The 15,138-nt window shown below is 35.4% G+C and carries 15 protein-coding genes; 3 read left to right on the top strand and 12 right to left on the bottom strand.

Annotation, left to right across the window (positions count from 1 at the left end):
* Positions 1–57 precede the first annotated feature (57 nt).
* Positions 58–1,311: an ATP-binding cassette domain-containing protein gene (locus VB248_RS11600; RefSeq protein ID WP_323296947.1), complete on the top strand. Its 1,254-nt coding sequence runs from the start codon at positions 58–60 to the stop codon at positions 1,309–1,311.
* Positions 1,312–1,585: 274 nt separating this feature from the next.
* Here the strand turns inward: VB248_RS11600 and VB248_RS11595 are convergent, their stop codons facing one another.
* The 3 genes from VB248_RS11595 to purL form a co-directional block, all read right to left on the bottom strand.
* Entirely contained in the window at positions 1,586–2,236 is a 651-nt protein-coding gene (locus VB248_RS11595) for an HNH endonuclease family protein (RefSeq protein ID WP_323296946.1), read from the bottom strand.
* A complete protein-coding gene (locus VB248_RS11590; RefSeq protein ID WP_323297064.1) occupies positions 2,229–3,500 on the bottom strand; it encodes an AAA family ATPase in 1,272 nt (423 codons plus the stop codon). Before VB248_RS11590 ends, VB248_RS11595 begins: the two co-directional genes overlap by 8 nt.
* 107 nt (positions 3,501–3,607) lie before the next feature.
* Entirely contained in the window at positions 3,608–7,297 is a 3,690-nt protein-coding gene (gene purL, locus VB248_RS11585) for a phosphoribosylformylglycinamidine synthase (protein WP_323296945.1), read from the bottom strand.
* Positions 7,298–7,493: 196 nt separating this feature from the next.
* Between purL and VB248_RS11580 the strand changes: the two genes are divergently transcribed.
* Positions 7,494–8,072: a hypothetical protein gene (locus VB248_RS11580; protein ID WP_323296944.1), complete on the top strand. Its 579-nt coding sequence runs from the start codon at positions 7,494–7,496 to the stop codon at positions 8,070–8,072.
* A 119-nt stretch (positions 8,073–8,191) separates the two neighbouring features.
* On the top strand, positions 8,192–8,440 hold the full coding sequence (locus tag VB248_RS11575; protein ID WP_323296943.1) for a hypothetical protein: 249 nt from the start codon (positions 8,192–8,194) through the stop codon (positions 8,438–8,440).
* A 370-nt stretch (positions 8,441–8,810) separates the two neighbouring features.
* Here VB248_RS11575 and VB248_RS11570 read toward each other — a convergent pair whose 3' ends face one another.
* The 9 genes from VB248_RS11570 to VB248_RS11530 form a co-directional block, all read right to left on the bottom strand.
* Entirely contained in the window at positions 8,811–9,230 is a 420-nt protein-coding gene (locus VB248_RS11570) for a hypothetical protein (protein WP_323296942.1), read from the bottom strand.
* A gap of 257 nt (positions 9,231–9,487) precedes the next feature.
* Positions 9,488–9,907, bottom strand: a complete 420-nt coding sequence (locus VB248_RS11565; protein WP_323296941.1) for a DUF4259 domain-containing protein — start codon at positions 9,905–9,907, stop codon at positions 9,488–9,490.
* 96 nt (positions 9,908–10,003) lie between these two features.
* Positions 10,004–11,311, bottom strand: coding sequence for a DUF5018 domain-containing protein (locus VB248_RS11560; RefSeq protein WP_323296939.1), 1,308 nt, complete (start codon positions 11,309–11,311; stop codon positions 10,004–10,006).
* 56 nt (positions 11,312–11,367) lie between these two features.
* Positions 11,368–11,763 (bottom strand): hypothetical protein, encoded by a 396-nt coding sequence (locus tag VB248_RS11555; protein ID WP_323296938.1) that lies wholly within the window; start codon positions 11,761–11,763, stop codon positions 11,368–11,370.
* Positions 11,760–12,146 carry a hypothetical protein gene (locus tag VB248_RS11550; RefSeq protein ID WP_323296937.1) on the bottom strand — a complete coding sequence of 129 codons (387 nt, stop codon included), beginning with the start codon at positions 12,144–12,146 and terminating at the stop codon, positions 11,760–11,762. The genes VB248_RS11555 and VB248_RS11550 overlap by 4 nt, the downstream gene beginning before the upstream one ends.
* Positions 12,133–12,456, bottom strand: a complete 324-nt coding sequence (locus tag VB248_RS11545) for a hypothetical protein (RefSeq protein WP_323296936.1) — start codon at positions 12,454–12,456, stop codon at positions 12,133–12,135. Before VB248_RS11545 ends, VB248_RS11550 begins: the two co-directional genes overlap by 14 nt.
* Positions 12,457–12,794: 338 nt before the next feature.
* Positions 12,795–13,514: a hypothetical protein gene (locus tag VB248_RS11540; protein WP_323296935.1), complete on the bottom strand. Its 720-nt coding sequence runs from the start codon at positions 13,512–13,514 to the stop codon at positions 12,795–12,797.
* Positions 13,515–13,835: 321 nt separating this feature from the next.
* Positions 13,836–14,060 (bottom strand): hypothetical protein, encoded by a 225-nt coding sequence (locus VB248_RS11535; RefSeq protein ID WP_323296934.1) that lies wholly within the window; start codon positions 14,058–14,060, stop codon positions 13,836–13,838.
* Positions 14,061–14,098: 38 nt separating this feature from the next.
* Positions 14,099–15,138 (bottom strand): hypothetical protein (locus VB248_RS11530; RefSeq protein WP_323296933.1); only part of this gene is annotated, 1,040 nt, incomplete at its 5' end.

Below are 15,138 nucleotides of genomic sequence, written 5' to 3'. Positions count from 1 at the left end.
ATATTTCAGATAACTGATAACTTGTACGAAAGTACTTAAAATCAAGCGGTTTATTTTATGAAAAACACCAAACATTGGGCAATATTCTTATCAAACAGTGCCAACAAACAAGTATTTATTCAACAATTGCTATCTCAGAAAGCTACGGGGATTTTTGAAGACTTAAACAGTACAAACGGTTTATTATTTTCAAGCCTGACGGTCAATGATTTTATTGATGAAGAAAATCGTCATGGATTTACAGCTGTAACCAAACATCTTAACAGAAGTTTGAAGTCGATGTCGAGCGGAGAACAGAAAAAAGCTTTGTTGAATTACTTGGTTGCACAAAAGCCCGATTACTTGATTTTGGATAACCCTTTTGATAATTTGGACGTAGCAGCTCAGGCTTCTTTATTAGCAATGCTCCATGAAATTGGTACACATACTTCATTAATTCAGCTAATCAATCGTGAAAGAGACTTGTTGTCTTTCATCACAAATGTTGTAAGTATCGAAAAAAATAACCAATTAGTTGTACACGAAGACCTTCAAATTTTTCTTGAAAATTATAGAAAAAATCAAACTTCCTCTTTTTCAGGAGAAATCCCTCCTCCTATCAAGCATTACGATTTGCCCAATCCCGAATTGATTAAATTCAACAAAGTAAATGTAAGTTATGGTGAAAAACATATTTTAAAGGACATCACTTGGACAATCCATAAAAATGAATTTTGGCATTTAGTCGGGCCAAATGGTTCTGGGAAAACAACCATGTTGTCGATGATTACGGGCGATAATCCCAAAGGGTATGGGCAGGATTTAACCCTTTTTGGTAGAAGAAAAGGTACTGGCGAAACGGTTTGGTCGATTAAAAATAATATCGGCTACGTTACCCCTGCCATGACGGATTTATTTACCGCAAGCCATACTTTAGAACAAATGTTAATGTCTGGCTTTTATGATTCTATTGGTTTGTACAATAAACCTTCTGATTTACAAATCAAGCTCGCCAAACAATGGCTTACTTTAATTGAGATGGACAAGCTCAGTAAAAAGCCATTTTTTATGCTTTCGACAGGGCAACAACGCATGGCTTTGATAGCCAGAGCCATGGTAAAACATCCACCTTTATTGATTTTAGACGAAGCCATCGCTGGTTTAGATGACCACAACGCTTCACTGGTTATTTCATTAATCAACAAAATTGCCAACGAAAGTGAAAGTACCATTTTGTACGTCTCGCATCGCAACGAAGCAGGACTTTTTCCAAGAAATATCTTTCAATTATTTCCTTCTGAAGAAGGGTCTGTTGGGGTTGTGATGAAGTAGCAAGAGCATCATTTTAATACTCGTGAGTATTGTTTTAGGACTCAATTGAATCAATTCAATACTCGTGAGTATTGTTTTATTACTCCATTGAATCAATTTGATGCTCGTGAGTATTGTTTTAAGACTCGAATGATTCTATTAGATGCTCGTGAGTATTGTTTTAAGGCTTGAATGAATCAATTTGATGCTCGTGAGTATCGTTTTAAGACTCGAATGAATCAATTCGATGCTCGGGAGCAATAAATTGTATTTTCATAAAGCAGTATAACTTCAATCAAGCATATTGCTTTAACTTCTTCTCTAAAAAATAAATAACAACGCCACAATAAGGTTTAAAACCAAGCTTGTCTTCATGTTCATTTTGCTTAACAGTCTTAGTTTTCCATACTTCTAATTGTTGTTCGCATTCACTTTTCTTCCACTTTTTCTTATCTAAAATAGCTATAATTGCTTCAATTACTTGTAAGCGATTCGCCTTTAGTCTTCGATTATTGAGGTTTAAAAGGCGGTTCAATTCATCTTCAATTGTTGGTACTGATGATTTTATTGTACCATCTTTAGAGCTATAAGAAATTGATTGCTGTAACTGTGGTACAAAAAGTGAAAAAGAAATACTTTGGTGTCCTTTTGATTTATCACAATGACTATCACCATCAATACTTCCAGGACAACAGATAAGCATATTGTTATAATCTAATTGTAAGTCTGGATAATCACTTCGTGACTTGATATGTTCTATTTTAGATGTTTCTTTTTCTGATAAATCTTTTACAGGAATTTGTCTCATACAATATGCACATATATAGCCTTGTTCTACTAACAAGGCTTGGCGTAATGCAGGAATAGGCTGGTAATGGGTAAAATTGGGTGTATTACATTTAGCTGTCCATTCAAGAGGCTCTTTACCCTTATTTATCTTAATCATTGCTATCACTCAAAAAATTCAACATCGTTTCTGCTTTGGCTAATTCAGGTAAATTATCACCAAATTCTTTTTTCATTTCATGAAGGTAATTGGCTGCTTTAATATAGTCATCAATATCAATGAAAGAAAACAGCGTATTCAAGCGGTCATTTACGTCTTTTGTTCTTGGAATTACACCTAAAACGGTTTCAATAATTGTAGAAGCATCTAAACCGTAAGTTTGTACTACTTGGGCTGTATAACCTTTTTCCTTAGCATAAGTAAGTTTATAAATTACATTTTTCTCGTTATCTGAAATGCCAGACATTACTAAAGGGCTGTGTGAAGTAATGATAAATTGTAGCCGAGGGAAAGCATTTTGTAAACCCTTTACCACGAGCGATTGTAAACTTGGATGTAAATGCAAGTCAATTTCATCAATCAACACTGTTCCTTTTGTATTGGCACAAGCCTCAACGCCAAAAATGCCTTTATTGAGTAACATACATCTGAAAGAAAGGTCTAATACAATATTTACCAAACGGGTAAGTCCATCAGAAAGTAAAGCTGTTTCTACCTCTCGTTTATCCGTGAGCATATAATACACTCTTCCTTGGTTATGACGAATTTGCATATCCTCAATAACATTACATCCATCAACACCCAATGCTTTTTGAATAGCCAGTCTTACTCCTTCGATTTCTATTTCACCTTTTTGAGCTTCTTTTAAAATCAACAATCTTTTAGTCCAATAATCTAAAAAACCATCTCCTTGCAAGCATTCATAATAGCCAAACGAAGGTTTTTGGTCATAATTTTTAAATTTCTCTCTGTTGATTTTTCTCGTGGTATGAATATCTGCCGTAGAAAAACTCGCAAAAAGCGGTAGCGTTTCTTTTTGTACTTTATCTTCAAAAAGGTTTTTATAAAGCGACTTTCCTACTTTATTAATAGCATCAAGCGGCTTTTGTAAGGTTCTGCCCTTTTTGGAGTTTAATTCAAGAGAAGCATTTACCTGTAAGTTGGTGAAATCAATCCTTATGGCGGGTTCATTTGCCAGTCCTGTTACGGATTCTAAAACTCTAAAATCATTTGGACTTAATCCTAAAAAACGAGTATTTTCATCACTAAATCCTATAAAAAAAGAATTTAGCACAGTGCTTAAAGCCCTAATAAGCGTGGTCTTTCCACTCGAATTATCTCCAATAAACAGATTAACCCCTTCTTTGAAGTTCAAAGAAAGTAGCTCAAAGCATCTATAATTATGTATTTTTATCTTCTCCATCATGTAAATATAATAACTTAAAGAGAAATCTTATAGGCAAAAAATAAAAGGGAAATCTTCTACTGAAAAATTTCCCTTTTATTGTAATATTCAATTAACTCTTGTATCTACTTATTCTTCTCCTCAATCCAAAGTCTCGCATTAATAAATGCTTCTAACCAAGGACTTACTTCGTCGTTTTTGCGGTTGGCTGGGTAGTTGGCCCAGTTCCAAGGGAAGGTCGAACGTTCGATGTGTGGCATGGTTACTAAATGGCGACCTGTGGCATCGCACATCATGGCGGTGTTGAAATCCGAGCCGTTTGGATTCGCTGGATAGGCTTCGTAACCGTATTTGCCTACAATGCTGTATTTTTCTTCTTCGTAAGGTAACACAAATTTTCCTTCTCCGTGCGATACCCAAACGCCTAATGTAGTTCCTTCTAAAGTAGAAAGCATCACAGAATTATTTTTTTGGATAGTCACCGAAGTAAAGATACTTTCGTGTTTATGCGATTCGTTATGATGCATTTTGCCATGTACTTCGTGGTCTGGATTAATCAATTCCAATTCCATAAACAACTGACAACCATTACAAATACCTACCGAAAGCGTATCTTCACGAGCAAAGAATTTTTTGATGGCGGCGTTGGCTTTTTCGTTATACAAGAATGCACCAGCCCAACCTTTCGCCGAACCTAAAACATCTGAGTTAGAGAAACCTCCCACTGCACCAATAAACTGAATATCTTCCAAGGTTTCACGACCTGCAATTAAGTCAGTCATGTGAACATCTTTTACATCAAAACCTGCCAAATACATCGCATTCGCCATTTCACGCTCTGAGTTTGAGCCTTTTTCACGAATAATCGCCGCTTTCGGACGCACCGCAAGCGTACTGTTATCCGTTAATTTTCCAGTAAAATGTGAAGGGAAGGTATAGCTTAATGGCTGATTTTTGTAATTGCTATAACGTGCTAAAGCCGTTCCGTTTTTCGATTGTTTTGAATCTAACAAGAAAGAAGTTTTGAACCAAACATCTCTTAATTCCGCCACAGCAAAATCAAACGAAGTAGCATTGTTTTTCACCGAAACGGTATTACCTTCTACTACTTCGCCAATTTTAACGATAGTAATATTGTTTGCTGCAAAAACCGCTTCTACCGAAGCATCCGCTTGGAATACCAAGGCAATATTTTCGTTGAATAAAGCTTTTACAGTATCAGTTTCGCCTAAACCTGAAAGGTCAATATTTGCTCCAAGGTTTACATCGGCAAAACACATTTCTAATAAAGTCGTAATCAAACCACCGCTACCGATGTCGTGACCTGCTTCGATTTTGCCTGCTTTGATTAAATCTTGGAAAGTATCAAATGCCGTTTTGAAATACGCCGCATCTTGAATCGTTGGTACTTCGTTGCCTACTTTGTTCAAGATTTGGGCAAAAGAACTACCGCCCAATTTGAAACTATCTTTCGATAAGTTCAAATAGTAAATCGCTCCGCCATTGCGTTGTAGCACTGGCTCAACTACTTTATTGATGTCCGAACAATGAGCCCCTGCTGAGATAATTACAGTTCCCGGAGCAATTACTTCATCGTTTGGATATTTTTGTTTCATCGAAAGCGAATCTTTTCCTGTTGGAATATTGATGCCCAATTCGATAGCAAAATCAGAACAAGCCTGTACGGCTTCGTACAAACGTGCGTCTTCACCTGCATTTTTACAAGCCCACATCCAGTTGGCAGAAAGCGAAACCGATTTTAAACCGTCTTTCAACGGAGCAAAAACGATGTTTGAAAGTGCCTCCGCAATGGCAGTGCGTGAACCAGCAGCAGGGTCAACGATGGCGGCTACTGGCGAGTGACCGATTGAAGTAGCGATGCCGTCTTTTCCTTTGAAATCTAAAGCCATTACGCCAACGTTGTTCAAAGGCAATTGCAATGGGCCAGCACATTGTTGTTTGGCCACTCGTCCGCCTACGCAACGGTCCACTTTGTTGGTCAACCAGTCTTTACAGGCTACGGCTTCTAATTGCAATACTTGTGCTAAATACGTGGGAATTTCTGTTTCTGTATATGACAAACCTGCGTAATTGCGTACCACAGTCTTATCTTCCATAATCATTTTCGGAGAACTACCGAACATTTCCGAAATGGCAAAATCCATTGGTTTTGCACCTGTTGACTTCGATTGGAAAGTAAAACGATTATTTCCCGTAATATCTCCAACGGTATAAATCGGCGAACGTTCACGCTCTGCCACTCTTTGAAGAGTTGCTAAATCTTTTTCACCAATCACCAAGCCCATGCGTTCTTGGGATTCGTTACCGATGATTTCTTTGGCTGAAAGCGTTGGGTCGCCTACGGGCAATTTATCTAAATCAATCAAACCGCCTGTTTCTTCTACCAATTCCGACAAACAGTTGAGGTGTCCGCCTGCACCGTGGTCGTGGATAGAAACAATTGGATTATGGTCTGATTCTACCAAACCTCTAATCGCATTAGCCGCACGTTTTTGCATTTCTGGGTTTGAACGTTGGATAGCGTTCAACTCGATACCCGAACCAAAAGCACCTGTATCTGCCGAAGAAACGGCTGCTCCCCCCATACCGATGCGGTAGTTTTCACCACCCAACACCACTACTTTATCGCCAACGCTTGGCTTTTGTTTTTTGGCTTGACTTTCTTTGCCATAGCCTATACCACCAGCCAACATGATTACTTTATCAAAACCTAATTTGCGGGCTTCTTCTTCGTGTTCAAAAGTAAGTACCGAACCCGTAATTAAGGGCTGACCAAATTTATTTCCAAAATCAGAAGCACCATTGGAAGCCTTAATCAAAATATCCATTGGCGTTTGGTACAACCAATCACGCTCATTAACTGCTTTTTCCCAAGGACGATTTTCTTCTAAACGAGAATACGAAGTCATGTACACCGCTGTACCCGCCAAAGGTAATGAACCTTGTCCACCTGCCAAACGGTCACGAATTTCGCCACCCGAACCTGTTGCCGCACCGTTGAAAGGTTCTACGGTAGTTGGGAAATTGTGCGTTTCAGCTTTTACCGAAATTACAGAATCAAATTCTTTTTCTGCATAAAAATCTGGTTTGTCGGCAGATTTTGGAGCGAATTGCGTAATTCTTGGCCCTTTGATAAAGGCAACGTTATCTTTATAAGCAGAAACGATGTCGTTTGGATTCGTTTCAGAAGTTTTCTTGATAAGTTTGAAAAGTGAAGTAGGTTTAGCTACACCGTCGATGACGAAAGTACCATTGAAGATTTTATGGCGACAGTGTTCTGAGTTTACTTGAGAGAAACCAAATACTTCTGAATCAGTAAGTTTTCTGCCTAATGTTTCAGCCAAGCCATTCAAGTAAGCAACCTCTTCCTCGCTCAAGGCAAGACCTTGTTCCTTGTTGTAAGCTGCTACATCCTCAATTTCAAGAATCGGTTCAGGTTGAATTTTGATGGTATAAATACCTTGATGCAATTGGGCATATTTCTGCGAAAGCATCGGGTCGAAATCCGTAAAATCCTCCGCTACTGCCGTAAACTCCTCAATACGAATAATTCCTTGAACCCCCATATTTTGGGTAATTTCAACAGCATTGGTACTCCACGGCGTAATCATGGCTGCACGAGGGCCCACAAAAACCGCTTCCAAAGTAGCATTTTCTTGGTTTACAAGGGTAAAAGTATGGTCGATTTTACTATTGAAAAGCCAAAAGAGTTTTTGAATATCTTCATCTGAAAGAATGGCATGCGTTTGCACGGCATAAACTGTGCTGGAGTGACTCCCGAAGAAATGAATCATGATGAAACAGATTGATGGTTGTTTGTCGGCTATTTTCTAAAAACAACATAAATACAGCCGAATTGCTAAAGAGTTGCAAATTTAGCGGTTTTGAAAAAGAATACCTATAAAAATTTAAGGGATTGGTTTTGTTTGCGTGAAGCTTGTATATTGGGCAAATTTTATCATAATAAACTTTTAACGAATTTACACTCCAATGAAAAAATTGCTTTTCCTTTTTTTGTGTTTCTTCACTTTAGAAACATTTGCTCAAAAACGTTCTATTAACAACAAGCTTAGTGCTGAACATATTTTCATTTCAGCTACAAAAATAGCATTAGTTCCTCCGCCCAATTTCACAAAAGCTGTTGGCTTTAGTGGCTTTCAACAAGCCGAAACGAATTCATCAATCTTGGTTGCAGAAATTCCTGCTCCTTATCCAGAAATGGTAAAATCTTTTACTGCTGAAAACCTTAAAACCAGAGGAGTTATTCTGATTAAAACTGAAGATATTTCTTTTCAAAACACGCCTGCAAAATTACTCTTCACCAAACAATCTGCTAATGGTATGGATTTTTCAAAAACAATTTTAGTTTTTGGAGATTCAAAGAAGGTCATTTTGGTGAATTTTCTTTATCCTGAAAATGATAAAACTTTGGCTGAACAAATGGACAAAGCAATAGCATCTGTTGTTTATCAAAGTAATAAACTGGTAAATCCGCTTGAGGAAGCAAACTTCAAAATCAATACCGCTGATTCAAAGTTCAAATTTGCCCATTCACTTTCTGCTCATTAATTTTCACCAGCGATGGACAATTACCTCCTGCCGATACAGACAAAGCTTTTCTTTCGATTAGTCAAATACTTATCAATACTTCGACTGTTCTTGACAAAAAAATATTGGCTATTGAAACAATGCAGAAATTCCCTAATGGCAAGAAAACTAAAATCGAAAAAGTATCTACAATAGAAATTGATGGTTTGACTGGCTACGAAGTAATTGGAACGGGCGAAAATGAAAAAGGACAAAAAGAATTAGTCTATGAAGTAATGTTATTTTCAAATAGCTCTTATTATACCATCATTGGTATTTCACCGACTCAGTTTGATAGCTATTTACAGGTTTATAAAAGTATTGCTAAAACGTTTGAGAGGAAATTATAATCTTTAAAGCTTCATCAGGATTAGGAAGAATATTTATCTATAATTGCCGTATTCCTTGTCTTCAAAAAAGATAATCTTCTTCGTTTTCTGCCCAAAGTTCATTCAGTTAGATGACATCGGGGCTTTTTGCTCGGTTGATGCGGTAAAAAGCAAGGCTTGATATGCTCGGAGCTAGGAAAAGCTCTCTAAAAGAGAGGACAACGGAGCTTTTTTGCGGATTTATGCGGTAAAAAGAGAGGCTTGATATGCTTGAGTGTATCAAACCTCTCTTTTTACCGCAATTTCCCGAATAAAAACGAAGAAAACCGAATATTTTTATTTAATTAAACTTTATATTGATTCCTCACTTGAGGTAGTTTTTTTTATGAGTTTATATTTTTCTAAGTTGAAAGTTAAAAGTATTTGTTTCACCATTAATAATTGGACCAATTGGATTTCCCACTATTTCATATTGATTATCTTTCCAAAGGTGTATAGTATATTCAGTCATTAAATCATAGTTTGTAAAGCCCAAAGGTTTGAATGATGCTAATCCATAGTCAACGATATGTGAAATAGTATAAATTCCATCCTTATTAGTTTCTCCAATTACATCGAATATAGGGAGACGATGAAGCCCCTTTGCATAATCTGCACCGAATTGAAATTTAAAGCCTACGACAGGCATATCGTTTTCATCAATTACTTTTCCAGTAATGATAGTGTCACGGTCTGGAAATTCATCTTTCCCACAGGAAAAAAGTATAGGTGGCAATATGCCCAATACACCAAGAAATTTTCTTCGTTTCATATTAGATACAGAATTTAAATTGTTAGAAATTAAACATAATTATACTTTTATCAGCTGTATTGAACTGTTGTTGAGTAATCTGTTCATTAGTTTAAAGGGAATAAAAAAGACAGGCAAAATAGGTATTTTGATGTCGGTGAACTACGTAGATTAGATACATTATTGCTTCAAAAAATATAATAAATATATTTGCGAAGCAAGTTTCCCTCGCTTGGCGTAGTATGTTAAGTTACACCAAGCGAAGGATCTGTTAAAAATTAAGCAGAAAGTCGCTCAATTAATTGTTCTATTCCTTGTTTCCAAGCAGGATAATCTTCTTCGTTTTCTGCCCAAAGTTCATTCAGTTCTGAGCCTTCATCCAATACTTTTTGCAAAGCAATGATTGCTTTTTCACGAAGCGTAGAAAAGTCAATGTCGGGATTTCTTTCTGGAAAAGTATCTACCTCCAACAATTCTTCATGCTCTGGCGAAGAAAACTTAGTACCATTGACTTGTCTATCAATGTACGCCGAAGCTACAATTACGGCATTGGCATCATCTGAATCTAAATAATCAGACTCAATGGCAAATTCAAAAGCGTCCTTAAAAAGTTGTTTCGGATTTTCCGAATCTTCAACATCTTGCATAAAATCTAAGGCTGCGTCGTCCTCAAAGTAACCATGTCCCCATGCTCCCATAATGTTAAATAGTTTTGTTTTTTGAAATTGTTTTTTGTAATATATTTTCCTCCCGATTGGGTGTTATTTCCAAAAATGATTAACATTACGATTATGCTACTCATAACTAATTGACATATCCTGTGCAAGTGCATATCCTTGATTTACTACAATTCTTGTAATTCTACCTTGTGAGTCTAAGGTTGGAGTAATATCCGCCCTCGTCTGTGCCCCTGAAATATATTTTAAACTCCAATTAACTGGTAATTTTTCTCCTAAATACAACATTATGGTATTATAGTTAGTATCATCAATTAATAAAAACTGGGTTTGCTTAGTTATCTCCCAAAGTGGATTTTTTATATCTGTCCACGAAGAAATGAAATTGGATAAAGAACCATCATCTGTTTCGGTGACATTCTTTTTGCCTGTATCCCACTTTAAGCTAAAAAAAACATCTTTCCCAAATCCTCCACTTGGAGTTAGTCTTTTGACTAATAAGCCTTCTTCATTATAAGTTATTAGAGTCTTCCAAACTGTGATAGTCTTTTTATCTGCACTATAAGTATAAGTGTCCGATAATATAGTTCCATCATCATATTTAGTCTCAATTTCTGTAATCAAGCCATTTTTATCTCTCTTGAAGGTTTTCTCTATAATCCGTGTTCCCTCGTTTTCAACTGTTTTCATTAATACGCCTTTTTCCCATATCAATTTAATAGTTGATTTCACACTCACTCTAAACGGATTTGATATGTAAGTAATAGAACTTGGTAAAGAACTAGTCGATACGGGGGCTTCTTTAGTAATCGTAGCCGTGTAAACCTGTGTACTACCGTCTTCGGCTGTGACGGTAAAGCTGACTGGCTTAGAAAAATCTAAGATAGCATCAGAAACAGGAGTCACTTTGGCTCGTTCTGAAATGGTGATATTGGCTTTTAGTTTTGATAAATCTGCCGTAGTAGGTACAGTTGCCGTGATAGTTTTGGTAGTATTATCTATTTTGGCAATGACTGCTGGTGAAAAATCATTGAATGAAAAACTTAAAATATCTTTTGCCGATAATTTGGTACGGCTTACCTGTACTATATAAGTAGCCGTAGAACCATCTTCTGCCGTAACGGTATAAGTAATATCATTACTGAAATCCTGTGCTTTACCAGTTTCTGGTGAAAGCTTTGCTTTGAGAGATACCGTAATAGTGGGTATCAATTTGCTAATATCTATCGTAGCAGGAACAACAGCTGTGATTTTTTTATTGGCTTCATCAATCGTAGCATCAACCACAGGTGTTAAGCCCGAAAAACTAAATTTAGTAATTTTTCTTTGCGAACTTTTTGAGATAATAATTTCTTCATTACATGCCATTAATAATAACATAATAGGCAGGTAGAAAAGGATGATTTTGGTGAAAATAGATTTCATTGTTGTGCTAAATTTCTGGATGTTAAAATTATTCTTTTCGTATTATTAGCATATTTTTATAAAACTTCCCAAACATCAATACCTGTATCTTCCAATATTTTACTAAATAGGCTACTGGTTTCTAATGCTGTATCTTGAAGGCTGCCTAAATTCCCTTCCTGAATAAAGGCTTGCCCATCATGGCTTGACATTTCATAAAGCATTTTCCCATCTTTATAGCATGATATACTAAAAGCCATCGAAGTTTCATACACTCTAAAAATAATAATGGTTTGCCCATCTTTAGTAGTATCTATGCTGTCTAAATCTTCTTCTTCTACCAATACTACTGCACCGTTTGTTTGAAAGATAATTTCCACACAGTCTTCATCAAAATCTGCTCCGAAAAAATCTGTTACTAACTCTTTTTCACTCCCATAAACATGGGTACATACAAATCCTGTCTTGTTCATTTTTCTGAATTAAATAGTTGATTTACTTTTTCAATATAACCTAAAAGGCGTTTTTGCTTTTCACTAGCTTTATTAGTATTTAGCCATGGTATTATAAAGGAATCAAACCAATCGAAAACTCGCTGATTATTAAAGTATTTAGCTACAATGTATGTGCGTAAGTATCCATTACCATCAATACAAAAAATTCCTGTAATATAATTATCAAGTTCTTCACATTCCAATAATTGTTGATTGAGGTCTTCAATAGTTAAGTTCAAAAAATCTTGTATCTCTTTACTATAAAAGTATTCTTTGATGATAGTCGCTGCCGCTTCAATATCAGATTCTTGTAGAACTATTACTTCATTAGCAACATCAAGCATTTCTTTAGGAAGTGCCAAAAAAGGAGAGTTTATAGTTGAGCTTACAAAATGAGTTCTGATAGTATGTTGCTCCATCGCAGGCTTCTTCTCTACTACTTCTTGAACTATCTTTTCTACTAATGGGATTTTTTTTTTCAAACCACAAGCTACTGATTTTAAATGGGCTATGATAAGTATCAAAAAACAACAAAGCTGTTATCAATTCTTCACCTTGCATTCTTGTATAGATAATACCATCATCATGCACTAAAGCTTCAAAGCCTTCCTTTTCATCAAAAAAGGAGAAGTATTTACGGCATTTTTTCTTGAAATGTGTCTTGTTTGTCATTTTGGAGTAATGTTTTGTAAGTTATCTATTGCTTTGCCGAATCCATCAACACTCCAAATTTTATAGAATTGTTGAGGTTTAATAATTCCAGTTTGTGGTAAGTCAAATTGCACCCCTCGCTTGGCATAGTGTTCTACACTACGTCAGAGTGAACTGCAATGTTACATTGCAAAAATGCAACGCATTTTATAATTATTCCCAAGTTGTGTACTCATATTCCACTATCCGTTGCGGACTAGGCGTTGCCTTCTAAGAAGGCCTGACACACTGACGTAGTGAAAAACACTACGCCAAGCTAGGGATTTCATGGTTATGCTAAATTTCTGGTTTAGTAGTTGTTATAATTTTGATAAAATATCAAGTAATACATTATACATTTTGTAATAATTTTGATATTCAGTAAGCCCTTGATTATAAATAGCACTATAAATCCTATCATTTACCATTTCAGTAAAAGATTCATAACGAGGATTTTTACATAACTTCATAATAATGGTGACTCTAAAATTAGTTTCCCCGTAAAAAAAATCACCCCATTTACTTTCATCAAAAGCCTCAATTATTTTATCGTTGATGTCTTGCAATGATTGATAACTTTCAAAATAAGGTTCAATATAGGTTTCAATATGCTTTTTAAACATCTCAGCAAATAATACTACACGGTCTTCGTAAAATACTCCACTTTCAATAAAAATAATGCTAAAGTTTTTTTTGACATGGTCATACCATTCTTCCCCGACAATTCTATGGTTTATAGTGTATTCGTATTTATGATTAATAGGACTACCTTCTATATCGGTTGTCTTAATACTATCAAAAACTTTAAATAAAATATCATTAATCTCTGAAGAAAAAAAACCATAACTAAGTCCACTAATTTTTAAATCTTTGTATTTAGAAACATAAAAACTATATAGAATACAGGCAGTTAGGTTGCCTCTATCTTTCAATAAGACTGTAGTCGATTCATATATATCTTCATCTCTAAACCCTAATGAATCAATATCAAGCATCTGTTTTAGAGACTTATTTATTTTTAGTATTTCTTTTTTTCTCATGGCTATTTATGGTATTATACTACCTAAAGTATCTTTTGTTAGTCCCCTCGCTTGGCGTAGTGTTCTACACTACGTCAGAGTTTACTGCAATGTTACATTGCAAAAATGCAACGCATTTTAAGTCTGTCGAATTGCAACACCCTCGCTTGGCGTAGTGTTCTACACTACGTCAGAGTGAACTGCAATGTTACATTGCAAAAATGCAACGCATTTTATAATTATTCCCAAGTTGTGTACTCATATTCCACTATCCGTTGCGGACTAGGCGTTGCCTTCTAAGAAGGCCTGACACACTGACGTAGTGAAAAACACTACGCCAAGCTAGGGTATCAATTTGCTAATATCTACCGTAGCAGGCACAACAGCTGTAATTTTTTTATTGGCTTCATCAATAGTAGCATCAACTACAGGTGTTAAGCCCGAAAAGCTAAATTTAGTAATTTTCCTTTCAGAACTTTTTGAGATAATAATTTCTTCATTACAAGCCATTAACAATAGCATAATAGGCAGGTAGAAACGTATGATTCGGGTGAGAGTAGATTTCATGAGTTTATTAAGATAATTACATTTTTTTAAATTGTTTATTAACTTTCTCTTTCAAAGAGATGTAATGTTCCACTCGTATCAAGACTATACAATTTTTTCCCATCAGACTTTGGGGGTTGAGATGAATATATTGGCTGGTCGTATTGCCAAACGATTGATAAATTCTTACGGTCGAATACTCCTAGTACTTCTGGTTGTAAATTCCATCCTATACAAGCCATGAAATAGGCGTAGTTTTCATCGTAATGGACATGTTCTATTATTAAATCTGATTGAGAATTTACCCAAAGCGTTTCTAATTTACCAGTGATTAAACTGATACGTAAATACCTGTCTCGCTTTAATAAATATACATATTCATCTTCCAAATGTAAATATGAATGAAAGCCAGCTGGTCCTTGTGAGTAATTCTTTCCGTGACTCAAGGCTTCTGTATCTCCTGTGATGATACCGTTATGTAAGTCTATCTTCAAAAGTCTTGTTCCAACCGTAATAATTAATTTATTATCGGATATGCCTAATATTCCTCCTACTCGTTCATCTTTGTAACTGAAACCATCTAATGAACTTACAAAGTTAGATATATCTGTCTCCCATAAATATTCCCCTGTTTCTAGATAGAGAGATGTAACATATTTATTTTGTTTAATGTGGAATATATTATTGTTTATTCTAATACTTGGACCAATATTATATCTGTAAGGTAATTTGTAAACAATTTTTTTTTGTAATATATCGAATAATGCTATCTGAAAGTCTTTTGTTATTGAGTCATAGTCATATTCTATGATAGCATTTACACCATCGAAAGTGTCAACAATTACAGAACTTTCTAAACTTTCTAAATTTTCATTAATAAAATGATAGGTATTAATAAACCCATTTTTAAATTCGTAGGAGAAAAAATGATTACCCTTTTTTGCTATTCCCAAAATAGAAGTCTTTAAAATTTTATTGTTGAAGTCATCTTGACTTTTTTGACAGTATTGCTTAAAAATAAAAAAGGTTGCTGATATTTGTTTTGCGAACCATACCAAAGCAACCTTTTTATGTACTACGTACTCAGCAAAGATATAAT

Source organism: Arcicella rigui (genome assembly GCF_034929435.1).
In the GTDB taxonomy this organism is placed as follows: Bacteria; Bacteroidota; Bacteroidia; order Cytophagales; family Spirosomataceae; genus Arcicella; species Arcicella rigui.
The sequence above is the reverse complement of the archived record's forward strand: the minus strand, read 5'-3'. Positions and strand labels throughout refer to the sequence as shown.